Raw genomic sequence first — 24,335 nt, 5'->3', positions numbered from 1 at the left:
TCTATCTGGCCTTGTCCATGGCCGCCAGGATATCGGCCTCGCCGGGCAGTTCGGGCAGGGCGATGCCGTCGGGGGCGCTGGGGCCGTAGACGGCATTGAAGGGAATGCCATAGCGCCCGAACGACGCCAGATAGCGCGAAATGCCTTCATCGGGCTTGGTCCAGTCGGCGCGCAAGGCCACCACGCCGGGCGAGGACAGGCGTTTGGCCACCTCGCCCCGCTCGATCACCGCCGCCTTGTTGACCTTGCAGGTGATGCACCAATCGGCGGTCACGTCCACGAAGACGACCTTGCCATCCGAGATCAGCCGGGCCAGGGTCATCGGGTCGAACGGTTCCCAATTCACGGCGCCGCCCGATACTTGGCCTTGGGGGTTACCCTCCGCCGTTCCGTGGAACGGCGCGGCCAGGGCGAGACCGGCCAGGGCCACCACGCAGGCGCCGACCGCTGGCCGGGCCGCCGATGGCAGGAGGTGGCGCAGAGCCAGAATGCCCACCGCACCAGCCATGGCGCCGCCGGTGATCAGGGCGGCGAGGACACCCGCCTGCACCATGAGGACGGAAAGCAGCCACAGACCGGTTCCCGCCAGGGCAAGACCCAGCGCTTTGCGCACACCGATCATCCAGCGTCCCGGCTTGGGCATCTTCAGGGCGGCGTCGGGCCATACGGCCACCGCCAGGAAGGGGGCGGCCATCCCCAGGCCCAGGGCGGAAAAGATGGAGACGATCTCCCAGGGGCCGCGCGCCAGGGCGAATCCGATGGCGGTGCCCAAAAACGGCGCCGAGCATGGCGTGGCCAGCAAGGTGGCGAAGGCGCCCGACAGGAAATGGCCCAGCACGGTGTGATGCGCCGTGCCGCCGCCCCGGCTGAACAGGAAGGCGGGCATGGGGATTTCGAACACTCCCCACAGATTGGCGGCGAACAGGGCCAGCACCACAACCATCAGGGCCAGAAAAACGGGTTGCTGGAACTGGATGCCCCAGCCGACAGCCGCGCCCGCCTGGCGCAGTCCGATGGCCAAAATGGCCAGGGCCAGGAAAGAGGCGATGATCCCGGTGGCCGAGGCGATGAAACTGGCCCGCACATGGGCGCGCTCGCCGCCGCCATGGCCCAGCACGCCCAGCACCTTGATGGACAGGACAGGCAGAACGCAGGGCATCAGATTGAGGATCAGCCCACCCAGCAGGGCCACCAGCAGCATGGCGCCCAGGCCGGGCGAGGTGTCGATCGCCGCTGCGGCGACCGCGACCGGCACCATGGTGGTCTCGAAGGCTCGCAGCCCGTCGGTGACGGTGACGCTCATGGGGGCGCCCGCCAGGGGCTTTTGCAGCGAGCCGGGCGAAATGGGAATCTCGAACACCGCCCGGCGCCCGCCATCGGACAGGCTGATGCGGGGCTGGCCGAAGGCGGCCACGTCCTCGGCCTCCACGAAGGCGTCGGGGGTATCGAAGGGGGCCTGGGAAGATACGGACAGCCGCAGCACCGAGCCGTCGCCGCCGCCCATGGCCTGTGCGGAGTCCAGGGTCAGGCCGTGGCGGCGGCCGTCGCCGGGGACCAGGGCGGCAAAGCGCCCGATATCATGGGCGAAGGCAGTGGGTTGGGCCGGGCCGGGCGACAGGTCCAGGCGCAACTCCACCTTCTGCGGCACGCAAATCTGGGAACAGGCCAGGAAGTCCACCACCAGATGGGCGGCCACCGGTCTTGCGGCATCGGGGGCCTTGGCGTCCAGGGGCAGGATCACCTCGCCCACATAGCCGTAATTCTGCAATCCCGAAAGCACGAAGCGGTGCGGCGCAGGCCAATGTGTTTGCGGATTTGCCAGATTGTCCGACCCGCCCCAGTCCAGTTTGGGGGGATAGCCCGCATCGCCGGGCGTGCGCCAATAAATCTTCCAGCCCGGTTCCAGCTTGAATTGCAGGCCCAGGCGCAACTGGCCGGTCTCGCCAGGGGTCGTGGCGGCGGAAATCAGACGGACCTTGCCGGATTCGCCCGTGCCCCAGTCGGAAGCACCCGTCTCGGCGGCCGAAGCCGCCGCTCCGGCCAGCATAAACGCCGCCGCAATTCCCAACGTCCTGATCCACGCCATGGTGTCGTCCTAAAGAATCCCGGACGGAACAACAGCACTGCTGTTCGGGCAGTGTCAATGACGGCGCGCCGTTTCGTCCGTCACAGCCGGTTGACCCCCGTGCCGTCGAGGCCGATACTTAGCCGAGATAGGCCAGCCGGTGGGGGTGGAATGGCGCTTGATGCAGCCTATGGCCGGATGAAATTCGCAGGAGATGCCTGGGGCGGGCTGGCGGCCATGCTGGTCGCGCTTCCGTCGGCCATCGCTTTTGGCGTGACCATCTTCGCGCCGCTGGGCGGATCGCTGGCGGCACAGGGCGCCCTGGCCGGGATTTTGGGGGCCACGGCGCTGGGTCTGTTGGCTCCGGCCTTCGGCAGCAGCGCCCGGTTGATCAGTTCACCCTGCGCCCCGGCGGCGGCCATGCTGTCGGCCTTGGCCGTCACCTTCACCAAACAGGGCCTGCCTGCGGGCAGCGTCGTGCTGCTGCTGGGACTGACCGCCTTTCTGGCGGGCGTGTTCCAGATCGTCCTGGGGCTGCTGCGCGTGGGCCGCCTGATCAAGTTCATTCCCTATCCGGTGGTCTGCGGCTATCTCAGCGGTGTCGGCCTGATCATCATCGGCAGCCAGATCCCGAAGCTCCTGGGCGTGCCGGGCGGTGTCAATCTGTGGGCGGCGCTCAGCCTGCCATCCCTGTGGGCCTGGCAGAGCATTACGGTGGGAGCCGTGGTTATGGTGGTGATGGTGCTGACGCCGCGCCTGACCCGTGCCGTGCCGCCCGCCATCCTGGCCCTGGTGGCGGGCCTTTGCGCCTATTTCATCCTGGCCGCTTTCGATGCCGATCTGCTGACCATCGACGGCAATCCATTACTGGTGGGGCGGATCACGGCGGGGGGCTTTGGCGTGGGCGCCACCATCGGCCAGCAATGGCGGTCCCTGGGGGCCCTGGAGCCCGAAATCCTGCTCGAAGTCATCGTTCCGGCCCTGACTTTGGCGGCGCTGCTGTCCATCGATACCTTAAAGACCTGCGTCGTTCTCGACGCCATGACCAATTCCGACAGCAATCCCAACCGCGACCTGCTGGGCCAGGGAATCGGCAATGTGGCCTCGGCCCTGGTGGGCGGCGTTCCCGGAGCCGGAACCATGGGAGCCTCGCTGATCAATGTGAACAGCGGCGCCAACAGCCGGGTGTCCGGTCTGCTGGCCGGTGCGCTGTGCTTCGTGGCGTTTCTGGTGCTGTCGCCGGTCATCGCCTGGGTGCCGGTCTCGGCCCTGGCCTCCATCCTGATCGTCATCGGCTTTCGCATGATCGACCGGCATTCCCTGGCTTTCTTCTACACTCCGGCGACGCGGCTGGATTTCCTGGTGATCACCGCGGTGATCGTGGTGGCTCTGTTCGTCAATCTGATCGCCGCCTCGGGCGTGGGCGTGGCCTTCGCCATTCTGCTGTTCATCCGCGAACAGACCCGCAGCACCGTGGTGCGCAACCGCATCGACGGCAATCACCTCTTTTCCAAGCGTCAGCGTGCAGCCGGGGAGGCCGAGGTGGCGGCGGAAGGGCCGAGCGACACCGTCGTCTTCGAATTGCAGGGCAGCCTGTTCTTCGGGACGGCCAGCCAGTTGCACGCCGCGCTCGAACCCGAGACCCGAAGCCGCAAATTCGTCATTCTCAGCATGCGTCGCGTCCAGTCCCTGGATCTTACCGCCACCCATGTTCTTGAACAGATCAAGGACAGGCTGGAGGAGAACGACGCCTATCTGGTGTTCTGCGACATCCCCAAGGGCTTGCCCAGCGGTCTCAAGATGAAGCGCTTCCTCAAGGAGACCGGGGTTGTGCGGCCCACCAACAAGGCCTTCGCCTTCCGCCAGTTGGACGAGGCTTTGGAATGGGTGGAGGGCCAGCGCAACGCCGCCCATGGCGCCTCCCAGGGGGAGGAGGTGATCCTTGATCTCGCCGACATGCCCATGCTCGATGGATTGCCTGCCAAGGCGGTCAAGGATCTCAACCTGGCCGTGACATTGCGCCCGGTCCATGCTGGCAAGAAGGTGTTCAAGGCGGGGAGTTCCGGCGACGAACTGTTCCTGATCCGGCGCGGCACGGTCAAGATCACTCTGCCCATTCACAAGAAAGAGCACTACCACCTGGCTACTTGCGGCCCCGGCGAAATCATCGGAGGAATCGGCTTTCTCGACGGTGCCGATCATGCCGCCGACGCCCTGGCCATGACAGAGGTGGAGGTCTATGTGCTGAGCCGGGACGGGTTCCTGGCCCTGGCCGAGGGGCAGCCGGCCCTTGCCTTCCGCCTGATCGAGACCGTCGCCCTCAACCTGGCGGGCAGGTTACGGGCGACCGTGTCGGAAATTCATGCTCTGAGAGGGTAGGAGAGGCCAAGCCCCGACGAGGTCCGGTCATCGAGGCTTGGCCGGAAAACCTCAGCGCGCTCCGGCCGAGGTCAGGGGTTTGGCCCGGCGCGAAGCCCGTTCCAGATCGGCCTTGGATGGCGGCGCGGCGGGCTTCTTCAACGAAGGGGGCGCAGGCGGCGGGGCCGAAGCCATGGAGGGAACGGCGGCGTTGCTGGGCACGCCGGTCACCGATTTCGGCGCCGCGCGGACCGGGGCGCTGGCGGGCATGCCGCTGTCCAGATCGATGGCGTGGGCGAGGGCGGCCAGGGTGGCGGATTTCATGCCGGGCATGGAGCGAGGCCAAGGACGCTGGGTCTCCAGATGCTTGGACAGCTTCTGAACGGCCCACAGGGCGCAATGGGAGCCAAAGGCCTGACGGAAGCCCTTGAGCTCCAGCTTGTAATAGGCCGCGAACAGGAACACCGTTACCGGCTTCAAGGCATATTCCAGGGCGGGGAAGATCATATCCACGGCCTTGGTTTCCATCACGGCGATCTGCGACACGGCCTTGCGCAGCGCCACATCGTCCAGATCGGGGAAGATGGCGTCCAGGCCCTGCTTGGTGAACGCCTCCATCAGGGCGTTGGAATCGATGCTGCCGTCCACGGCGCGCAGGCGCCGGGCGTCTTCGAGAAGCAAGGGAAGACGCCCGTCGGGGCCCAGACCCTCGTTGGCCAGGATATCGATCTGGGTGGGTTCGCGCAGCTTCAGGATGCGCGGTCCCAGGACCCGCACGATGCTGGGGGTCAGCGACGAATAGCTGGGAATTAGCGGCACCTGCCACTCGAACCGCAGATTGTCGCGAAAGACGGTGTAGAGCTTATCGCCAGGGCCCTGGGGGGCCACATAGGGTGCGCGGTGGATGGGCTTCTTGATGCCCAGCTTGATGGCGGTCTTGTGCAAAATGGAAGGAGGGGGCTCGACCACCATGGGCGGCGGCGGCGGGGCGGGCAGAGCCTCACGGAAATAGCGTCTGGCCGAAGCCCGCACCACCAGGGCCACCACATGGTCAAGGGTGCGGCCGCACCACAGCTCGTCATCGCCTTGCGTGGCTGGGCGCTTGTCCTTGCGGAAAACCACCTTGCGGAACAGGTCCGGCTGATTGCGGAAGGTCTGAAAACATTCGTGCAACAGGTCGGGCGTATCGAGCACATGGTCGTAGACCAGATGCTGAGGAATCTCCGAGAGCTTTCCGATATTGACGCGAAGGATTTCCGAAACCTGGGTGCGCAATGTCTCGCGCACGCTGTCCAGCCCATCATCCTGCTGTGGTGCTACTGGCCCCTTACGGGCTTTGCTGCCTGCGCTCACACTGTCCCCCCCGGGAAGTGATTAACCCTGCCCATTACCCTAAAGGATAGACTGAGGTCAATTTGACGCAAACTTCAACAAATTGTTAACAAAGGCATACTTCAGTCGATATGTATCGACGGGAAACTAATTATGACGGCAGCACTGTTCGCCAGGCTCGCCTAGGCCGGAAGGCAGAAGGCGCAGGGCCGTCATGCCCAGGACCGTGATGACCAGGGCGATGGCGATTCCGCCCAGGCCCAGCATGGTCTCCCAGGCGCTGGGGGCGTAGTCGTGGATGTGCCCGTCGGCGAAGGTGGACGACACCTCCATGCCGGGGAACAGGTCCAGCGGCCAGGCCTGACCGCCAATGATGATGACCCAAACCTGGGCCAGCCCGCCCAACACCACCAGGACGGACGCCATCATGGCCCGCCTGCGCGGCGCATGGCCACAGCCGCCATAGGCGATGACCAGGGGCAGGATTCCGCCCAGACCCACCTGACCCGCCCAGAACAGGGTGGTGTGCAGTCCGCCGTTCCACAAGATGAAGGCTTCCACCCCGCCACGCCCGGCGAAATACATCTGGGTGACGTGGAGCAATGCGGTGAAATAGAGGTTGGCGGCGACGAACAGGCCCAGTAGCCGCACCAGCCGCGCCGGGACTTCGTCGCCCAGGGGGCGGCGCGTCATCTTGAACGACACCGAAAGGACCAGGATGAACACCGCCAGTCCATAGGCGAAGGACATGGCGATAAACAAGGGCGCCATCACCGCCGCGCCATAGGCCTCGCGCGCCGCCAGGAAGCCGAAGATGCAGCCCGTGCCGGTGGTCAGAATCAGGCGCCAGCTAAAAGCCACCAGGGCGGCGGGCTTGTAGAAGCGCTTGGCCGTCCAGTCCATCTGAGTCCACAGATAGACCGCCACCACACCCACGAAGCCGGAATAGAGGATGACGTTCCAGGCGAAGATGGACTTGAAGTTGAAGTGCGTCATGGCCACGAACAGGCGGTCGGGCCGCCCCAGATCGAGAACCAGAACCGCCAGGCCTCCGGCCAGCAAAGCCACGGCCAGCAGGGAGGACAGACGGCCCAGCGGCTGATACTCGACCCGCCCGAAGACCGAACCGATGGAGGCGATGTTAAGCGCGCCTGAGGCGGCGACGATCAGGAACACGGCGAAGACATGGGGCAGGCCCCAGACCACTTGATTGGTCATCCCGGTGACCCAATGGCCTTGATGCTCCATATGAAAGACTGCGCCCAGAGCAACGGCGATGACCGCGCCCAAGCCAGCCATCAGGGCCAGCCAGCCCCGCGTATAGGGGCGCAGCTGGGTATAAGTGGTGGTGGTGCTGCTGCTCATGGCTCAGATCCCCTGATAACGCACGGCGGGTTCCAGCCCCAGATCGGCGCGGATGCGGGTGGTGGCTTCGCGCGCCACCCGTTGCGCGATCTCCGAAGATTGATCGTTCAAATCGCCGAACAGCATGGCGCCCTTGGCCCTTGAGGCGCAGGCTTCGACACAGGCGGGCATCTTGCCCTCGTCGATGCGGTGGACGCACAGCGTGCAGCCCTCCACCGTGCCCTTGCCGCGCGGCAGATGGGGCTGCTGGCCGGTCTGTTCCTCATGGGCGAAGGAGCGGGCCTTGTAGGGGCAGGCCATCATGCAATAGCGGCAGCCGATGCAGATGTGGCGATCCACCAGGACGATGCCGTCGGCCCGCTTCATGGAGGCCCCGGTGGGGCAGACATCGACGCAAGCAGGCTTGGCGCAGTGCTGGCACATCACCGGCACGGAATGAGCCGCGCCGGAGGCCGGGTCGCGCACATTGACCTTGCGGATATACTGGGCGTCGGTGCGCGGCCGGTCGTGGCCGCCAAGGCCCATCTCGGCCTTGCAGGCATCGACGCAGATTGTGCATTCGGCACCGCATTTCGCGGTGTCGATCAGCAGGCCCCAGCGCTGGGAGCTGGTGGCGGGCTGTCCTGCTTGACGCGCGGCGGCGGGGGTGGCGATGAGGATAGCGCCGGAGGCCAGGATCACCTGACGGCGGGACAGATCGGTCATCGGGCGGCCTCCTTCATGGGGGCCTTCGGCGTGGTGGCGTGGCATTCGAAGCAATCGGGCTTCACCGCCGCATAGGCGTGGCAGGACTGGCAAAACTGGCCGGGATCATTGACCGGCACCGCATGCCCGTCGGCCGCCTGGGTGGAATGGCAGGAAACGCATTCCTTCAGCGACGCCTTGGCGCCTCTGATACCGAGGCGCAGTGTATCGTCACGCTGATGCTTCAGCATGTCCGGGTGGTCGCGGCGCATGGTGGCGGGCGAATCGATGCAGGCCTCTCCCCTGGCCTTGGGCAATTGGGGCAGCTCGGCGGCGATAGCCGCCGCCGCGCTCACCATCAACAGCAATCCCAGGAGCAGCCGAGCCAGCATGCCTATTCCCCCAACCCCATCTGGATATAGCCGGTGGGGCAGACATCCTTGCAGATATGGCAGCCGATGCACTTGGAGTAATCGGTTTCCACATAGCGCCCGGTGGTGCGCTCGGATTTCTTGACCCGGTCGACCGCGTGCTGGGGGCAGAACACCACGCAATTGTCGCATTCGAAGCACAGGCCGCAGGACATGCAACGCTTGGCCTCGTCCACCACTTCGGCGTCGGTGAGCAGGAGCAGACGCTCATCGAAATTACCGATCACCTTGTCGGCGTCGATATGCACTTCGTGGCGGTGATGGCGCGCCGTGCGGGTGAAGTGGCCGAGGAACAGGTCGTCATGGGGAATGATCTGTTCCGCCGAGCGGTTCTCGAAATTATGCACGGCGAACTTGGCCTCGAAGGTGCCGCGCACCGGGCCGGGCTGGTAAGGAGCCGGGTCCAGGTTGCTTTCATGCAGCTTGGCCAGCAGGTTGAAGTGATGCACATCCACCTTTGGCCGCTTGGCCACGTCGCCGTGATCAAGGAATTCGGCAATCCCGGCCGAGGCCACCCTTCCATGGCCGATGGCCGTGGTCAGCAGATGCGGCTTGACCACGTCGCCGCCGACGAAATGCTTAGGTCTCCCCGGCACGCGATAGGCCTTGTCGGCGTTGATGAAGCCCTTGCCATTGTCCATCTCGGGCAGGTCGGCCAGATCGCCGCTCTGGCCGATGGCCGAAACCACCAGATCGGCGTCCAGGATGAACTCGGTGCCGGGGATGGGCTTGGGCGTCATGCCCTCCATGGTGCACTGGCAAAGCTTGAGGCCGGTGGCGCGGCCATCCGAGCCCAGGATCACCTCCAGCGGCATGATGCCGCCCCGGATGTCCACGCCTTCGCGCTTGGCGTCGTCGATCTCGCGCTGGGCGGCGAACATCTTTTCCACCGGGAACAGCGAGGTCAGCGTCACTTGTGAGCCCTCTCGGCGCGCCGTGGCCGCCACGTCATGGGCGACATGGCCCAAGATGACATTGTCGGCGCGGTCCTGCTCGGACACGGTGTCGATATGGCCGAGGCGGCGGGCCACCGACGCCACGTCGATGGAGGTGTCGCCACCGCCGACGACGATGATGCGCCCCGGAACGTGCTGCAACCGGCCTTCGTTGAAGGCCTTGAGGAAGGCGACGCCCGACACGCAGTTGACGGTGTCCTTCCAGCCGGGAATGGGCAGACCGCGGCCGGCATGGGTGCCGATGCCCCAGAAGATGGCGTCGTATTTCTCTTCCAGTTCCGACACGGTGATGTCGGTGCCGATGCGGCACTTGGTGCGCACCGTGATGCCCATGTCGATGATGCGGTTGATCTCGGCGTCCAGCACGTCGCGCGGCGTGCGGTAGCCGGGAATGCCATAGCGCACATAGCCGCCCAGTTCGGCCTTTTCCTCGAACAGGGTGACCGCGTGACCCTGGCGGCGCAGCTGATAGGCCGCCGACAGACCCGCCGGGCCGCCGCCCACCACCGCCACTTGGCGGCCGGTCTCGATCTCGGGCTTGGGGAAGGTCAGTTTGTTGGCGATGGCCCAGTCACCGATATGGTGCTCGACCGAATTGATGCCCACATGTTCCTCGACCATGTTGCGGTTGCAGCCGCTTTCGCACGGAGCGGGGCAGACGCGGCCCATGATGGCGGGGAAGGGATTGGCTTCGACCATGCGGCGGAAGGCGTATTCCTGCCAGGCCATGCCCGCCGGGGGCTTTTCCACGCCGCGCACGATGTCCAGCCAGCCGCGGATGTCATGGCCCGAGGGGCACGAGCCCGAGCAAGGCGGCGTGCGCAGCACATAGGTCGGGCACTTATGCGACCAGCCAGCCTTGAAGATTTCTTCCTGCCAATGGCTCGGCTTGAAGTCTCCGTCTGCGTAGCGGCGGAAATTCCGCCCCTCGGTGATGGTCTCGGCGCTGGTCTTGGCGGCCATGCGGGCTCTCCCTTGATATTTTTTAGTCGTTGTCGCCGAGGACGATGGCGTTGCTCACCAACTGGTGAACGCTGACCACCATTTCCCGGTCGAAGTCGTAATAGGGCAGGATCTTGGTGAACTGCGCCTTGCAGATGGCGCACATGGCGGCCATGTGGGTGACGCCCTCCTTGTCCACCACATCCTTCAGGGCTTCCATGCGGGGGCTTGCCCCCTTGACGCGCAATTCGATCAATTCGTCGGTGAGCAAACCGCCGCCGCCGCCGCAACAGAAGGTCTTGTCGCAGATGGTGTCGGGGTGCATGTCCACGAATTTAGGCACGCTGGCCTGGATCACCGCGCGCGGAATGGTGAACTGTCCACCAGGCTTATCGCCCATGCGGGCACCCCTGGCCACGTTGCAGGAATCGTGGACGGTGAGAACCATGCCGTCATTGCCCGATTTGTCGAGCTTGATGCCCTTGCGGGTGATCAGGTCGTTGGTGAATTCCAGGATATGCTGGGGCACCGGATAGCGGGGATCGAGGAAGTCCCAGGGACCCGCCAGGGTGTTGAGGAAGGAGTACGCCACGCGCCAGGCATGGCCGCATTCGCCGAAGATAATGCGCTTGACGCCCAGTTCCCGCGCCGCCTCGCGGATGCGCATGGAGATCTTCTTCATCTGGTCGTAATTGCCGATGAACATGCCGAAATTTCCGGCTTCGGACGCCTTGGTCGAAAGCGTCCACGACACGCCCGCGGCATGGAAGACCTTGGCATATCCCATCAGGCCCAGCACATGGGGCTCGGCGAAGAAATCGGCGGACGGAGTGACCAGGAGAACCTCGGCCCCTTCCACGTCGATGGGCATCTTCACCGCCACGCCGGTCTCGTCCAACATATCCTCTTCGAGACCCTCCAGGGTGTCGATCAGGGCGGGGGCGGGCAGGCCGAGATTGTTGCCGATCTTGTGGACCTTGCCGATGATCTCGTTGCAGTACTTCTGGCCCTGGCCGATGGAATCCATGATGTCGCGGGCCGCCATGGAAATCTCGGCGGTGTCGATGCCATAGGGGCAGAACACCGAGCAGCGGCGGCACTGGGAACACTGGTGGAAGTAGTTGAACCACTCGTCCAGCACGTCCTTGGTCATGTCGCGCGCGCCCACCAGACCGGGCGCCATCTTGCCCGCCGGCGTGAAGTAGCGGCGATAGACGCTGCGGAACAGATCGGCGCGGGCCACCGGCATGTTCTTGGGGTCATGGGTGCCGAGGAAATAGTGGCACTTGTCGGTACAGGCGCCGCATTTGACGCAGATGTCCATGTACACCTGGAGCGAGCGGTACTTGGACACCAAGGAGCCCATATGCTCCACGGCGCGCTTTTCCCAGCCCTCGGTCAGCTCGCCGGGAAAGCCCAGGGGCTGCTGGTGCGCCTCGGCGGCCAGATAGGGCTTGGAGGCGGCCATGGCGTCCGGCTTCAGGGCCGGAATGGGATGCTCGGCGGGGTCGCCCAGGATGGGGATATCGAAGGGAGCGGCAGCCATGTCTTCAGCCCTTCTCTTCCAGCTTGGCGGCCCAGGGCGCCAGATGGCGCACTTCGCGCGGATTGTCGGTCTGGTTGCGGGTCGGGCTGAAGAACAGGCCGGGCGCATGCAGCAGCTTGGAGAACGGGAAGACGATCATCAGCAGGCAAACCAGCAGAAGGTGAAGACCCAGCAGCGGATCACCGGGCAGGGGGCGCAGTTCCAGGCTCGTCAGGCCGGTGAAGAAGGCCTTCACCGCGACGATGTCGGTATGGACCAGGCACTTCATGGCCATGCCGCTGATGCCGATGCCCAGCAACAGCACCAGCATCAGAATGTCCGACGGGCCGGTGACATAGCGCACCCGAGGGATCAAAAAGCGCCGCGCCAGCAGCAGGGCCAGACCGGCCACCATGGCCAGACCGGCTGGAATGGCCAGGGGCTGGACCAGGGCGACCAGCGGCCCCACCTGGGTCTCGAAATACCGGGCGTGGCGGATCAGAACCACGGCGAGGCCCAGGTGGAAGATCATGGCAAACAGCCAAAGCAGCTTGTTTCCGCGAAACAGGCTTTCGAACAGCAGGGCCTCGCGGCCCAGGCGAAGCGCCACGCCGCCCTTGGTCAAGGGCGCGGGCGTGGTGGGAATCTTCAAGGGCGCCGGAGTGCGGGCGTATTGGGCGACCTTCATGGCCAGCCCGGCCACGAAGACCAGGGTCGAGACGCTGAAGAGAATGGCGAAAAAGATCGTCACGACGGCACCCTTCCTCGTCACCCCCGGACGTGGTCCGGGGGTCCATGGATGGCCGGGTCAAACCCGGCCATGACGACAGCAAATAGTGTGTTACACGCAGCCGGTGGGCTTGGGCAGACCGGCGATCTTGCACGCCTGCTTGCCGGGGCCGTAGGGGAACAGCTCGTAGAGATACTTGTTGTTGCCCTTGTCGGCGCCGAACTTCTTGGCGATGGCCTTGGTCAGCACGCGCACCGCCGGGGCGATCTGGTACTCGGCATAATACTCGCGCAGAAAGTTGACCACTTCCCAATGCTCGGGGCTGAGCGTGATGCCTTCGTCCTTGGCGATCTGCCCGGCGAGGTCCTCGTTCCACTGGTTGATGTCGGTGAGGTAGCCCTCTTCATCGGCCTCGATGGTGGCGCCGTTGCTGGTATAAGCCATGTGTTCCTCTCCTTGATTCTTCTTTATGCGGTTTGTTGTTACAGCCAGGCGTTGGTCGCCTTGGTCTCGGCCGCCAGATCGACGAATCCGGCGTAATCCACGACACTGATACCGCTCACCACCTTGGTGGGGTCCAGCCCACGGGCCGCCAGATCGGGGCCCAGGACGGCGAGCCGCAGGGTCTTGGCGGCGTCGGCCATCTTGCCTTCGAAGGCGGTGCCGGAAAGGGCGGCGATGACCGCGTCCTCCATCAGCAGGACGGCATCACCCGGCTGGGCATGGCCCAGGCAGGCCTCCAGGCAGGACCGCTCGAAGGGGGATTTGTTGACGGTGTGCAGAGCGCTCATTGCTTCCATTCCCCCTTAAGCCGTCAGAACCACGTCCATGTCGGCCATCAGCTTGCCCATTTCGGCGCGGCTGATGACTTCCACGTCGACCAGCAGGTCGTCCTCGGTGAGGCCGCGTTCGGCCAGGCTTTCGGCTTCCACATACAGCTTCTCGATGTCGTAGCCCTCCAACGCCCGGTAGGTGGGCGAGAAGTTCTTGGTGCCGATGCCCGCCGGGGTCTGGCCCTTCTTGATCTGCAGCACGCCGTCGTCCAGGAAGGCCAGATGGACGTCCTGGTCGAAGGCGGCCGAGATCAGAACCATCTCGAGGACTTCCAACGCATAGACGGTGCCATAGGGCGCCTTGCGGTTGACGAACATGAACTTCTTGACGATGCCGCTTTCCATATCGTCCATGGCTTTAGTCTCCAAAAGTCACGAGACGGTCGGCATGGATGCCGGCCTCGATCAACTGGCCCAGGCCCGAGATGCGAAAGCCCGAGGCAAGGTTGGATTCGGTGATGCCGCGGCGCAGGCCCGCGGCGACGCAGACCACCAGATCGACCTTGTTCTCCTCGGCCAACTTCTGCCAATTCTTGGTCACATTGCGGTCGTCGCTGGGCGGCTGGCCCAGGCTGGTCGCGTTGTTGACGCCGTCGTAATAAAAGAACACGCGGAAGATCTCGTGGCCCTTGTCCAGGGCCGCCTTACAGAACTGAAAAGCGCTGTCGGCGGCTTGATGGTTGTAGGGGCCTTCATTGACCAGAACGGCGAACTTCATGGTTCGTCCCCCTAGAAGTGCAGATGCGCTGAGGCGTTGAGATTGGCCCGGCCGCCGCGCCAGTTATCGACGTGATACTTGGTGAACGGCAGTTCGGTCAGTTCGAAGAAGCGGGGCCAGCCGATGCGCTCGATCCATTCGCCCATGCGCTCCCAGGCCCGCGCATCGGCCTTGTAGACGGCCAGGATCTTCTTGACCACCTCGGCCACTTCCGGCCAGCGCGGCGCGTTGTTGGGCAGGCCCGCCGCCACCAGCTTGTGGAACATGGGCTTGGACCGGGTAGAGGAATGCTTGCCGCCCACCCAGATGGCGATCTTGGAATGGATGGGATCGTTGATCTGCATGGGCGGGCAGGGCGGATAGCAGGCGCCGCAGCACACGCATTTCTTCTCGTCCACTTCCAGCGAGGGCTTGCCGTCCACCAAAGCGGGACGGATGGCCGCGACGGGGCACCGCGCAATCACCGCCGGACGTTCGCAGACGCCAGCCACCAAAGCGTGGTTGATCACCGGAGGCTTGGTGTGCTGGACGTTGATTGCGATGTCACCTTGGCCGCCGCAGTTGATCTGGCAGCACGACGTGGTGATCTTGACGCGGTTGGGCATTTCCTCGGACTTGAACTCATGGACCAGTTCGTCCATCAGCGCCTTGACCACGCCGGACGCGTCGGTGCCGGGGATGTCGCAGTGCAGCCAGCCCTGGGTATGGCTGATGAAGCCCACCGAGTTGCCGGTGCCGCCCACGGGGAAGCCCTCGGCCTCCAGGCGCTTGACCAGCGCTTCCACCTTGGACTCGTCGGTGGTCATGAACTCCACCGAGGAGCGCACGGTGAAGCGCACATGGCCGTCGCAGAAGGTGTCGGCGATGTCGCACAGCTTGCGGATGGTGTGGACATCCATCTGACGCTGGGTACCGGCCTTGACGGTGAACACCGCCTCGCCCGAATCCGAGACATGGCGCAGAACGCCGGGGCGGGGACGGTCGTGGAAGGCCCACTTGCCGTAATTCCTCACCAGGGCCGGGTGCATGAACTGCTTGGAATCCGGAACACCGCATTCGACGGGACGACGAAGTTCGCTCATATCCTGGGTCTCCTACTCGGCGGCCGAAGTCTTGCGCTCGGCCCATTTGCGGGCCTCCTCGTCCCATCCGTCCGTGCGGACGTAGGAATTGGTGCGCGGCTGATTGATCATGTTGACGTCGAGTTCGAGACCCAGGCCTTCCAGGTAATTGACCAGGCCGATACGCTCGATCATTTCGCCGGTGCGCTCGTGCTCCAGGGCGTTGTCGGCGAAGAAGTCGAGCATGTTGTGGGCCAGCTCCACCAACTTTTCGAAATCTTCTTCCGTCTCCAGCTTCATGAAGGGGATCAGCACGGTGCCCATCAGATCGCCGATCTTCAGGGTGCGCTTGCCGCCCACCAGGACGCAGATGCCCTTTTCCTTGCCGGGCTTTAAGGCCTTGGTGCAGACATTGATGCAGTGCATGCAGCGCACGCAGGACTTGTTGTCCACGTCCAGCGTGTCGTCGTCGTTGAGCCCCAGAGCCTGGGTCGGGCACATGCGGATCACCTGATTGATGAATTCCTTGCGGCCCAATTGCTTGACCTTGGCCTGCACCTCCTTCTGGTCGACCTGCATGTCGTCCTTCCAGGTGCCTAAGATGGCCACGTCGGCGCGCTGGGTGGCATTGGCGCAGTCATTGGCGCAACCCGAGAACTTGAACTTCATCTTGTAGGGCAGCGAGGGCCGGTGAATATCGTCGGTGAAGTCGTTGATGATGGCGCGGTGCGCGGCCAGGGTGTCGTAGCAGGCCTGCTCGCACCGGGCCGGTCCGACGCAGCTTGCGGCGGTCCGCACACCGGCACCGGCGCCGCCCATGTCGAAGCCCATTGCGTTCAGCTTGTCCCAGGCGGGCTGCACCTGCTCGGTGCGGCAGCCCTGGAACATGATGTCGCCCGATTGGCCGTGCAGCGCGATCAGGCCTGAACCGTGTTCCTCCCAGATGTCGCACATCTGGCGCAGGGTCTTGGTGTCGTAGAAGAAGCCCGGCGCGGGCATGATGCGCAGCGTGTGGAATTCAGCGCTTTCGGGGAACTGGGCCGCCTGCTCGGAGAAGCGGGCGATGACGCCAGCGCCATAGCCGAACACGCCCACCGTGCCGCCCTTCCAATAGCCCTTGCGGGTCTGGTAGCTGTGCTCCAACTGGCCCAGCAGGCCCTGCATGATCTTGGCGCTGGGCTTGTCCCCGTCCTCGGCCAGACGCTTCAAGCCGGTCACGAAGCTGGGCCAGGGACCGCTTTCCAACTGGTCGAGCATGGGGGTCGGCGGCATCTTCTTCGACATTGCGTTTTCGCTCCCTCACCGTCGTCACTACGCGTTCGCACGCACGCCAGAACGGCGCGGCAATACGCTGGATAATTCCGTCGATCCGTTGGGAAGCGTTGCTCCCGGACCTCTCCTGATTCGTTGGGCCGTTCTGTGCAGCCCATTACATTCGATGATCATAATATTTCGAATGCCGTCGATCCAAGTGGATTCTTTAGAGAATTCGCATGAAAATAATGGGGGAGGGAAATTTCCAATGATTCCAAGCTATTTCCAACTCGACGATGGGCTGGACTATCAACGTTGGCGGGCTGAAAAGATGGCCGGTGCGCCCCAATGCGTGGCCGATCTGGTGGTCGAGGTGGGCGATATCGCAGCCCTGACCGAGGCCGAGCATGCTGCACTTCTGGCCCGGCTGGGGCGTTGCAACATGGCGGTCTATGCCGAGCGGCAAAGGCGCCAGCGCGATGACAAGCAGGCGCTTAAAGCCCTGGCCACGCGGCTGGGGCTGGCATCCCTGGATGCCAATGCCTTGGCCGATGATGACGGCATCACGCCGCTATCGGTCCATCGGGAGGGAACGCGGTCGCGCTATATCCCCTATACCGAGCGCCCCATCACCTGGCACACCGACGGCTATTACAATCCGCCGGAACGCACCGTGCGGGCCTTGCTGCTCCATTGTGCCGGACGTGCCGCCGAGGGCGGGGCCAACCGGCTGATGGATCACGAGATGCTCTATATCCAGCTCCGGGACGAGAGCCCCGACATGATCCGGGCGCTAATGGAACCCGACGCCATGACCATTCCCGGCAATGACGAGGAGGGGCTTGCCCGCCCGGCCACGGTGGGGCCGGTCTTCTCGATCAATGCCGATGGGACCTTGCACATGCGCTATACGGCGCGCGCCCGCAACGTCATCTGGTCCGAGGCCGCAGCCCCGGCCGCCGATGCCATCCGGCGCCTGCTGGACGGCCCCTCGCCCCATATCTTCAAACATGTGCTGGAGCCCGGCCAGGGGCTGGTCTCCAACAACCCGCTGCACACCCGCGAGCCCTTCAAGGACGATCCCGCCCTTCCTCGTCTGCTCTACCGCGCGCGCTACCATGAGAGGATTTCATGACCACCGACGATCCCCAATTCGCCAAGGAAACCGTGACTCCGCTGGCCAGCCTGGCCGCCCCCTGGAGCCGCGAGATCAGCTTTTCCGCCGTGGATCACGAAAGTGGCCTGCGGATCTTACGCATGCGCATCAAGGAAGGCCGCGCCCGCTTCACCATCGTCGATCTGGACGAGAAGACGGTAGGCGAGATGATGGCGGTGATGGAGGTGTGGGTTAAGGCGAGCCCCTGACCAGATCGAGAATAATCTCTTCCAGTTCAGGCTCGGCGCCCAGTCCGGTGGCGAGCGTCACCTGGCGGCCACGGCTTTCCACCGGGCCGGTCTCGCCCTGTTTCAGTCCGAACAGGGGCGGGATGTCGCGCCCGGCATGCATGCCCTGGGCGACCAGCAGGGGCAGGGCGACCACGCGGTCTCCCTTGATCATCTCCGGCCAGGTTTGGGCGAAGGGCTCCTGCTCGAGAAAGCCCAGTTCCACCTCGGCGAAATGGTTCATGGCGCCCAGCGCGGCGGCGATGGCGCGCGGAGTCTCGCCCGCGCCCCCCGGCCGGGCCGAGCCATGGGCGATAAGCAGCAGGCTGCTCTTGGTCGGCGCCCAGCCGCAGGCGCGCGCCACCCCATCGGCGCGGCAGGCCAGCAGACCGGGCAGGCGGGGATGGGTTCCCGCCGGTTCGTTATAGATCACCCGGCGGTTGCCGATCTGCGTTACCTGACCGGTCAGTCCTATTTCGCGCGGGATCAGGGTACCGGTGTAATAGCCGCGTCCGGCGAAGACCGGGATCACATAGACCGTTTGGGCGCTCACCAGGGACAGGGCCGCCGAGAGGGGTGGGTTCTGCTTCATAAAGACCGCCGCAACTTCGGCGAACAGCCCGCGCCCACGGATGGACTCCGCCAGCACCTGGATGGGCTTGGCTGCATCGGGGTAGTTGCCCGAACCGTGTCCCACCAGGATCAGGGCGGAGCTTTCAAGCATGTTTGCTGAACCAGTCCAACTCGTCGGCCAGACTGACCACCCGCCCGATGATCAGCAGGGTGGGGGCCTGTAATCCGGCGGCGCGGGTCAGGTCCAGCAGGGTGGTCAGCGTGCCGATCACCCGGCGCTGGCGGGGCGTGGTGCCTCTTTCGACCGCCGCGGCGGGGGTGTCGCCCGGCAGACCGGCGGCGATCAGGCGCGACGAAATCTCGGGCAGGGCCTGCAGTCCCATATAGACGGCCAGGGTGATGTCGGGGTCGGCCAGTTTGGGCCAATCCAGGTCCAGGCTGCGGTCCTCGCGCAGATGCCCGGTGACGAAACGCACCCCGGTGGCCAGCCCGCGATGGGTGAGCGGAATACCGGCATAGGTGGAACAGCCCGCGGCGGCGCTGATGCCAGGCACCACTTCGAAGCCGATGCCGTGGCGGGCCAGGAACAGGGCTTCCTCGCTGCCGCGTCCGAAGACGAAGGGATCGCCGCCCTTGAGGCGCACCACGTCGCGGCCCGAAAGCGCCAGACCGAGCAGCAGATCGTTGATCTCGTCTTGGACCAGATGATGATTGCCCAGGGCCTTGCCCGCATAGATGCGCTCGGCCGAAGCCGGAATCAGGTCCATGATCTCTTGACTGACCAGTCGGTCATAGACCACCAGCCCCGCCCCTTGAATCATACGTAGCGCCTTGACGGTCAGCAGGTCGGGATCTCCCGGTCCCGCCCCGATCAGAAACACCCGTCCTGGCTTCGTATCCGACTTGGCCGTGCTCATGGCCTCTCCCGCTCAATTATATTATTATACACTAAAGTAATGCCCGTGATGGGCGCTACCGAATTCAGGTGCCGTCCGCCCCTTCCCCTGACCGGGGCCGGTCGGATATGGTGGCGCAAATTAACGTCTTTGACATCGGCCGATTTGTGACCCCAAGCCATTCCGCCCATCCGCAGCCGCCCCGCCCGCATCCGGTGCATCCGCATCCGGGCCACCGGCATGTGCGGCGCAGGCGGACCTTGCGGCGCACGGTCTACCACATGCTGGGCGGCGAGGGCCATTCCGACCTGCTGGTCAAGGTGGTGGATGCCTTTCTCATCGCTCTGATCGTTCTGAATGTGGCGGCGGTGGTTCTGGAATCCATCGAGCATCTGTCCATCGCCCACGGGCCGGTCTTCCATGTCTTCGATCTGGCCTCGGTGGCCATTTTCAGCCTGGAATACGCGCTGCGTCTGTGGACGGCGGTGGAACTGGACGATTCCCGGTTCCACCACCCGGTCTGGGGGCGGCTGCGCTGGGCGGTGTCGCCCATGGCCATCGTCGATCTTCTGTCGGTCCTGCCGTTCTTTCTGGGCATCGTCGTCGAGATCGACCTGCGCGCCATCCGGGTTCTGCGCGTGCTGCGGGTCTTCAAGCTGGGCCGCTATTCCATGGCCATGAACGTCATGGGCGCCGTGGCGCGGCAGGAGGCCCGCTCCATCGGCGCCGTGCTGTTCGTCATGATGGTGATTCTGGTCCTGACGTCGAGCCTGATCTATTTGTTCGAGCATCGCGCTCAGCCCCATGTGTTCAGCGATATTCCGACCTCCATGTGGTGGGCGGTGGTGACGCTGACCACGCTTGGATACGGCGACATGGTGCCCATCACGCCCCTGGGCCGCATGCTGGGCGCTTTGACCGCTATTTTGGGCGTGGGCATGATCGCCTTGCCTGCCGGTGTTCTGGCGTCCGGTTTTTCCGAGCAGATGCGCATCCGGCGCGAGGAGTACCGCGAGGCGGTGGAAAAGGCGCTGGAGGACGGCGGCGGCATCAACCGAACGGAGCGCCGCCTGCTGGAGCGCACCCGGCGCGGCTTGCAGCTCTCCGAGGAAGAGGCTTCGCTGATCCTGCGCCAATCGGTGGAGACGGGCCATCTCTGCCCGCATTGCGCCAAACCGCTACATGGCCCTCATTCCGGTCCGGAAGAGGATTGATCCGCCCGCCCGGCCTGGAAACGGCATCAGCCGGATTCACCACGAAGGCACGAAGATACGAAGGCAGGCGAAGAATCCTTCGTGGTCCTTTACGCCTTCGTGCCTTCGTGGTGACCTCGGCGCCAGTGGATACTGGAAAACCACAGCGTCTGGGCGTGGCCCTTACAGCCGAGGAAGCTGAACGCTCTAACCGCCGAAACCGGCCTTGACCAGCAGGATGTGGAAGTCGCGCAGTGCCTTCTGGGCCCGCTCGGCATCGGTGAAGCCGTCGATGAAATGGGCGTCGAAATTGGGCTGGCGCAACAGGGCCAGGATGCGCTGGCGGGCGCGGTTCATGGCCTTGCCCTCGGGCAGGACGCCAGCGGCGCAGAACTGCACCAGGCGAACGGCGCGGTCGCGCAGATGGGAATCCTGGTGGTCCAGCTTCTCGACGATCTGCTCGGTGACCAGATAGGCCTCCAGCATGGTGTCGATGAAGGCGCAGATTTTCTCGCGCACCGCAGGCGGCAGGGCCGTTGTGGCGGCGGCTGTCTTGTGGGCCAGGGTGGCGCGCAGCATCTTTTCCTTAGGCGGAAGAGAGCGGACGCAGAAATCGCCCAGATGGCGGGCCGAGAGGCAGTAATCCACCAGTTCGGCGATGTCGGCGATGGCCTCGGCCCCCCAGGGGGTGGCGGCCAGATTGCAGATATAGACCAGGCCCAGACCGCGATCGGGCAACATGCGGAACAGGCCGTTGACGGTGGCCTTGCGCCCCGGCGCGCCGCCCTGCTCGATCTGGCGGGAATAGCGGATGGTCAGCGCCTCGGCGGTCTCGGGACCCGAGATGAAGCCGGTGGGCGTCATGGTGCGTTCCACCAGCTTCTTCAGTTCCTCCAGTTCCTTGCCGCTTTCGCTGCGCATCAGCGGGTTGGGCGACTTGATCTGGCGATGGGCCCGGTCCAGCAGACAGGCGCGGCTGATGGGCAGTTTCTTTTCGGCGAACAGGCGGTTGAGGATCTCGGCGGATTCGCCAGCCTCGCTCTTTTCGGTGGGGAACTTGCCATCGGCCAGATCGAACATGCGGCAGATGGCGGCGCCTAAGCCCGGCTGCCAGCCCAGGATCTCCTGGACCACATTGGAGCCCAGGACATCGGCGATGACACCGTCGAGCATTTCCACCGCGTGGGGGTCGCTGTCGTCGATGGCCAGCTTGCAAAGAAACTCCAGCTTGCCCACCCAGGACCGCGCATTGATCAGGTCGCGCGACAGCAGCACCATGGCCAGATAATCGACGTCCTCGCCGCTGGCTTTGGTCCGGATGGCGCGGATGGCGTCGGAAAAGCGGCCTTCCAGCTTTGGAAGTTCGATATTCTCGACCCGCTTGGCGCGCGCCGAAATGTCGTCGATGGATTTGAAGATTTCCTGGCTGCGCGACTTGGAATCCTGGTCGGTATCCTTGGTCTGTAACAGGGATACGCGATCGACGGCCGACGGCACCAGGGAGTCCTTTTCCTGAAGCCGCTTCAATTCCTTGTAATTGTGCATCAACTCGGTGGGCGTCAGGATCGCCTTGTCGAGATAGCTGCGGAAGATGCGGTTGACCGTGCTGCGCCCTGCGGTTCCCATGAACTCGTCCGGGGTCTCGCATTTCTCCGGGACGTCGTCGATCTGGGAGATGCGCACCGGGCCGTCATCGTTGACCGAGCGGGTCTGGGCGAAGATCTCGGTCTCGTCCATGGTGCCGTCGGAGCGCATCCAGTTGCGGACGATCCGAGCCCCCTCGCACTTCTTGTCGGCGAGGAATTTCTTGGCGAGCGCCCGCGCCTCCACTTCCTTGGGCACGACCGTTTCGGTCGCCCAGCGGCCGCCCTTGCTGACCTGGACTTCAAAATTTTCCCGACTGGAGACCATTCTGGTCCTCGTCCGCAACGAAATTCAGAAATGTCAGCCAGACTGGCTGAACACGGAAAAAATAGCTGTTGCCGACACACTATGTCACGGGATTATTCGAATAATCACGGGATTCCTCTTCACAAGGCGGGTTGCGGATCTTTCGGGGAACGTCCAGAATCACCCACGCATCCCATGGGGTATGGGCCGGGGGAGGAGCGTAAGGCGATGTCGACCTATAGAATTTCTTATATTCGTTCCACGGGCTGGACCCGTCTGGGGCTGGCCGGGGCGGTGGCCGTATTGTTCGCTTCCCCCATGATGTGGGCCATGGGCACATTCGGCGCCGGTGACGACGCCTTGCACCGGGCGGTGATCTTCGCCCTGTCGGGGCTGTGGTTCTTCGTGGGAACCTTCTACGTAATCGGCTGGGCCCTTCAGGGCTTCGTGATCCGCCAGAAAGTGCCCGACGAAGAGGCCGACGAAGGTCCCGCCCGCCGCCCGCCGACTGGTGCTCCGCCTCCACCCGCCGCCCGTCCTCCGGCCCGTCCGTCCGGGCATTGAAGCGGCGGTGAAGCACGCGAGCGGAACACGCCTCCCCAGGAGCGCGCTGGGGATTTGCTGCGCCGGGATACTTGCGTTTGCGGTGGTCGCCGTGGTGCTGGCGCTTGACCTTGCCGATGGGCGAAACGGCATCATCGCCGACAGGGCCAGTCTCGCCGTCCAGAAAAGCCAGTTCATGAGTCAGTGGTTTGGCACCACCATCTTGTCCACCGATTATGTTTTGCGCGACATCAACGGCAAAGTGGGGGAGGCGGAGGTGGCGGCTGCCGCCCGCAGTTCCGAGCATGCCACCCGCCTTTCGGTCTGGCTGGCGCAAAAGACGGCGACCGTTCCCGGTATCGCCGGCATCTCGGTTTACGGAGCCGATTGCGTCTTTCTTGCTGCGGCGGACACCCGTTTGATCGGGTTCAAGAGCAAGCAGAAGGCTTGCGAGGAGCGCAATGCGCAGGTCGAGGACAAGGCCTATGTCCAATATGTGCCTGCCGAGAAATCGGCCAGTCACAGGCCGGTGATCTTGGTCTCCCGTCACCGCGTTTCCCCGGAAGGGCGCCTGCTTGGCGGCGCGCTGGCGGCCATCGATCTCGACTTCGCCCAGAAATGGATCGGCAGCTTTGACATCGCCGAGCATGACGTCCTGGCCGTGGTGGACACAGAGGCGACCCTGCTGGCCCGCAACCCGCCCCTACCCGAAGCCATCGGCAAGCCCGCGCCGCCTCCGGCCGATCAGCCCAACTTCGGCGAGACGCGCTCCAGCGCCACCTTCATAGCCGTTTCCCCCCTGGACGGGCGCGAACGCATCTTCGGCATCAGCAAGATCGAAGATATTCCGGTGCTGATCATCGTCGGCTTCGACAAGCAGGGCGTGCTGCGGGAATGGAGGCGGCGGGCATGGCAGCTGGGCGGCGGCTTCGCGCTCCTGGTCGCGCTGTCTTTGCTGGTGTTGCGCGCCCATCTGACCGCGCTGCATCAGCGTGAGGAAATGCGCAAACTGGCGACCACCGACATGTTGACGGGGGTCGCCAACCGGCGGCAACTGGTGGAGACCGGGCTGCACGAGTTTTCCCGTGCCCGGCGCTACGGCGCTCATCTCGCCTTGTTGATGGTGGATATCGACCGGTTCAAGGCGATCAACGACACCTGGGGCCATCCCACCGGCGACCGGGCCATCCAGGCTCTGACCACAGCCATAACCGGGATCATCCGGGATCAGGATAAGGTCGGCCGCTTTGGAGGCGAGGAATTCGCCGTGATTTTGCCGGAAACGGAAATGGCCGGAGCGCTGGTCATTGCCGAGCGTCTGAGGGCCGCCGTCCAGGACACCGCCAAGGCTGTCAGCGATTGCTCGGAAATGGTCGGCTTTACGGTCAGCATCGGGGTTGCGACACTCGATCCCAAGGACAAGTCCTTCGAGGATCTGATCGGGCGGGCCGATAAAATGCTCTACGCCGCCAAGGATGGCGGACGCAATCAGGTGGTAGGCGCCACGCCGTCCTGATTCAATTCACTTCGAGCATGCCCGCATGCGCTCCACGCGGGGGAAACTGCGCGGGCTGGCCTTGAATCCTGGCGGCATCACGATATA

General features: G+C 64.4%; 23 protein-coding genes. 6 read left to right on the top strand and 17 right to left on the bottom strand.

All coding sequences use genetic code 11. The annotated features are described in order from the left end of the window. Position 1 precedes the first annotated feature (1 nt). Entirely contained in the window at positions 2-2,086 is a 2,085-nt protein-coding gene (locus CCC_RS00980) for a protein-disulfide reductase DsbD family protein (protein ID WP_041039245.1), read from the bottom strand. A 150-nt stretch (positions 2,087-2,236) separates the two neighbouring features. On the opposite strand from CCC_RS00980, the gene CCC_RS00975 reads away from it, so the two are divergent. Continuing rightward, on the top strand, positions 2,237-4,444 hold the full coding sequence (locus tag CCC_RS00975; RefSeq protein WP_052472848.1) for an SLC26A/SulP transporter family protein: 2,208 nt from the start codon (positions 2,237-2,239) through the stop codon (positions 4,442-4,444). 51 nt (positions 4,445-4,495) lie between these two features. On the opposite strand, the gene CCC_RS00970 is transcribed toward CCC_RS00975, so the two are convergent. The 13 genes from CCC_RS00970 to dsrA all read right to left on the bottom strand — a co-directional run bounded on the left by CCC_RS00970 (position 4,496) and on the right by dsrA (position 16,284). Next, positions 4,496-5,776 (bottom strand): hypothetical protein, encoded by a 1,281-nt coding sequence (locus CCC_RS00970; RefSeq protein ID WP_041039243.1) that lies wholly within the window; start codon positions 5,774-5,776, stop codon positions 4,496-4,498. Between the two features lie 126 nt (positions 5,777-5,902). Next, the gene (gene nrfD, locus CCC_RS00965) at positions 5,903-7,120 is read right to left on the bottom strand and encodes an NrfD/PsrC family molybdoenzyme membrane anchor subunit (protein WP_041039241.1); all 1,218 of its coding nucleotides are present in this window, start codon (positions 7,118-7,120) and stop codon (positions 5,903-5,905) included. A 3-nt stretch (positions 7,121-7,123) separates the two neighbouring features. Then, a complete protein-coding gene (gene dsrO, locus CCC_RS00960) occupies positions 7,124-7,825 on the bottom strand; it encodes a sulfate reduction electron transfer complex DsrMKJOP subunit DsrO (protein WP_009869254.1) in 702 nt (233 codons plus the stop codon). Then, positions 7,822-8,196, bottom strand: a complete 375-nt coding sequence (locus CCC_RS00955) for a cytochrome c3 family protein (protein ID WP_009869255.1) — start codon at positions 8,194-8,196, stop codon at positions 7,822-7,824. The genes dsrO and CCC_RS00955 overlap by 4 nt, the downstream gene beginning before the upstream one ends. A 2-nt stretch (positions 8,197-8,198) precedes the next feature. Continuing rightward, positions 8,199-10,154, bottom strand: coding sequence for an NAD(P)-binding protein (locus CCC_RS00950; RefSeq protein ID WP_009869256.1), 1,956 nt, complete (start codon positions 10,152-10,154; stop codon positions 8,199-8,201). Positions 10,155-10,176: 22 nt separating this feature from the next. After that, entirely contained in the window at positions 10,177-11,679 is a 1,503-nt protein-coding gene (gene dsrK / locus CCC_RS00945; protein ID WP_041039239.1) for a sulfate reduction electron transfer complex DsrMKJOP subunit DsrK, read from the bottom strand. A gap of 4 nt (positions 11,680-11,683) precedes the next feature. Beyond that, positions 11,684-12,409, bottom strand: a complete 726-nt coding sequence (locus CCC_RS00940; protein ID WP_041039237.1) for a respiratory nitrate reductase subunit gamma — start codon at positions 12,407-12,409, stop codon at positions 11,684-11,686. Between the two features lie 90 nt (positions 12,410-12,499). Continuing rightward, a complete protein-coding gene (locus CCC_RS00935; RefSeq protein ID WP_009867034.1) occupies positions 12,500-12,832 on the bottom strand; it encodes a TusE/DsrC/DsvC family sulfur relay protein in 333 nt (110 codons plus the stop codon). Between the two features lie 38 nt (positions 12,833-12,870). Beyond that, positions 12,871-13,179, bottom strand: a complete 309-nt coding sequence (tusB, locus tag CCC_RS00930; RefSeq protein ID WP_009867033.1) for a sulfurtransferase complex subunit TusB — start codon at positions 13,177-13,179, stop codon at positions 12,871-12,873. A 15-nt stretch (positions 13,180-13,194) separates the two neighbouring features. After that, on the bottom strand, positions 13,195-13,575 hold the full coding sequence (gene tusC / locus CCC_RS00925; protein ID WP_041039234.1) for a sulfurtransferase complex subunit TusC: 381 nt from the start codon (positions 13,573-13,575) through the stop codon (positions 13,195-13,197). A gap of 4 nt (positions 13,576-13,579) precedes the next feature. After that, a complete protein-coding gene (gene tusD / locus CCC_RS00920; protein WP_009867538.1) occupies positions 13,580-13,939 on the bottom strand; it encodes a sulfurtransferase complex subunit TusD in 360 nt (119 codons plus the stop codon). 11 nt (positions 13,940-13,950) lie between these two features. Then, entirely contained in the window at positions 13,951-15,021 is a 1,071-nt protein-coding gene (gene dsrB / locus CCC_RS00915; protein WP_009867537.1) for a dissimilatory-type sulfite reductase subunit beta, read from the bottom strand. Between the two features lie 12 nt (positions 15,022-15,033). Further along, entirely contained in the window at positions 15,034-16,284 is a 1,251-nt protein-coding gene (gene dsrA, locus CCC_RS00910; protein WP_009867536.1) for a dissimilatory-type sulfite reductase subunit alpha, read from the bottom strand. A 238-nt stretch (positions 16,285-16,522) separates the two neighbouring features. On the opposite strand from dsrA, the gene CCC_RS00905 reads away from it, so the two are divergent. After that, positions 16,523-17,389, top strand: a complete 867-nt coding sequence (locus tag CCC_RS00905; protein ID WP_009867535.1) for a TauD/TfdA family dioxygenase — start codon at positions 16,523-16,525, stop codon at positions 17,387-17,389. After that, positions 17,386-17,619, top strand: coding sequence for a DUF6967 family protein (locus CCC_RS00900; protein ID WP_009867534.1), 234 nt, complete (start codon positions 17,386-17,388; stop codon positions 17,617-17,619). Before CCC_RS00905 ends, CCC_RS00900 begins: the two co-directional genes overlap by 4 nt. Here the strand turns inward: CCC_RS00900 and CCC_RS00895 are convergent. After that, entirely contained in the window at positions 17,603-18,361 is a 759-nt protein-coding gene (locus CCC_RS00895; protein WP_009867533.1) for a CbiX/SirB N-terminal domain-containing protein, read from the bottom strand. The two genes, CCC_RS00900 and CCC_RS00895, sit on opposite strands and share 17 nt — an antisense overlap. After that, the gene (gene cobA, locus CCC_RS00890; protein ID WP_041039232.1) at positions 18,354-19,127 is read right to left on the bottom strand and encodes a uroporphyrinogen-III C-methyltransferase; all 774 of its coding nucleotides are present in this window, start codon (positions 19,125-19,127) and stop codon (positions 18,354-18,356) included. The genes CCC_RS00895 and cobA overlap by 8 nt, the downstream gene beginning before the upstream one ends. Before the next feature lie 239 nt (positions 19,128-19,366). Here cobA and CCC_RS00885 point away from each other — a divergent pair, with 239 nt between their 5' ends. Further along, positions 19,367-20,320, top strand: coding sequence for an ion transporter (locus CCC_RS00885; protein WP_236686258.1), 954 nt, complete (start codon positions 19,367-19,369; stop codon positions 20,318-20,320). 186 nt (positions 20,321-20,506) lie between these two features. Here the strand turns inward: CCC_RS00885 and CCC_RS00880 are convergent, their stop codons facing one another. Next, positions 20,507-22,210 (bottom strand): hypothetical protein, encoded by a 1,704-nt coding sequence (locus CCC_RS00880; RefSeq protein WP_009869615.1) that lies wholly within the window; start codon positions 22,208-22,210, stop codon positions 20,507-20,509. Positions 22,211-22,417: 207 nt separating this feature from the next. Between CCC_RS00880 and CCC_RS00875 the strand changes: the two genes are divergently transcribed. Together CCC_RS00875 and CCC_RS00870 are read left to right on the top strand one after the other, a co-directional pair. Next, a complete protein-coding gene (locus CCC_RS00875; protein WP_009869616.1) occupies positions 22,418-22,753 on the top strand; it encodes a hypothetical protein in 336 nt (111 codons plus the stop codon). Between the two features lie 91 nt (positions 22,754-22,844). After that, on the top strand, positions 22,845-24,248 hold the full coding sequence (locus tag CCC_RS00870) for a sensor domain-containing diguanylate cyclase (RefSeq protein ID WP_236686257.1): 1,404 nt from the start codon (positions 22,845-22,847) through the stop codon (positions 24,246-24,248). Positions 24,249-24,335 lie beyond the last annotated feature (87 nt).

The sequence above is a fragment of the Paramagnetospirillum magnetotacticum MS-1 genome (assembly GCF_000829825.1).
Lineage (GTDB): Bacteria > Pseudomonadota > Alphaproteobacteria > Rhodospirillales > Magnetospirillaceae > Phaeospirillum > Phaeospirillum magnetotacticum.
The sequence above is the reverse complement of the archived record's forward strand: the minus strand, read 5'-3'. Positions and strand labels throughout refer to the sequence as shown.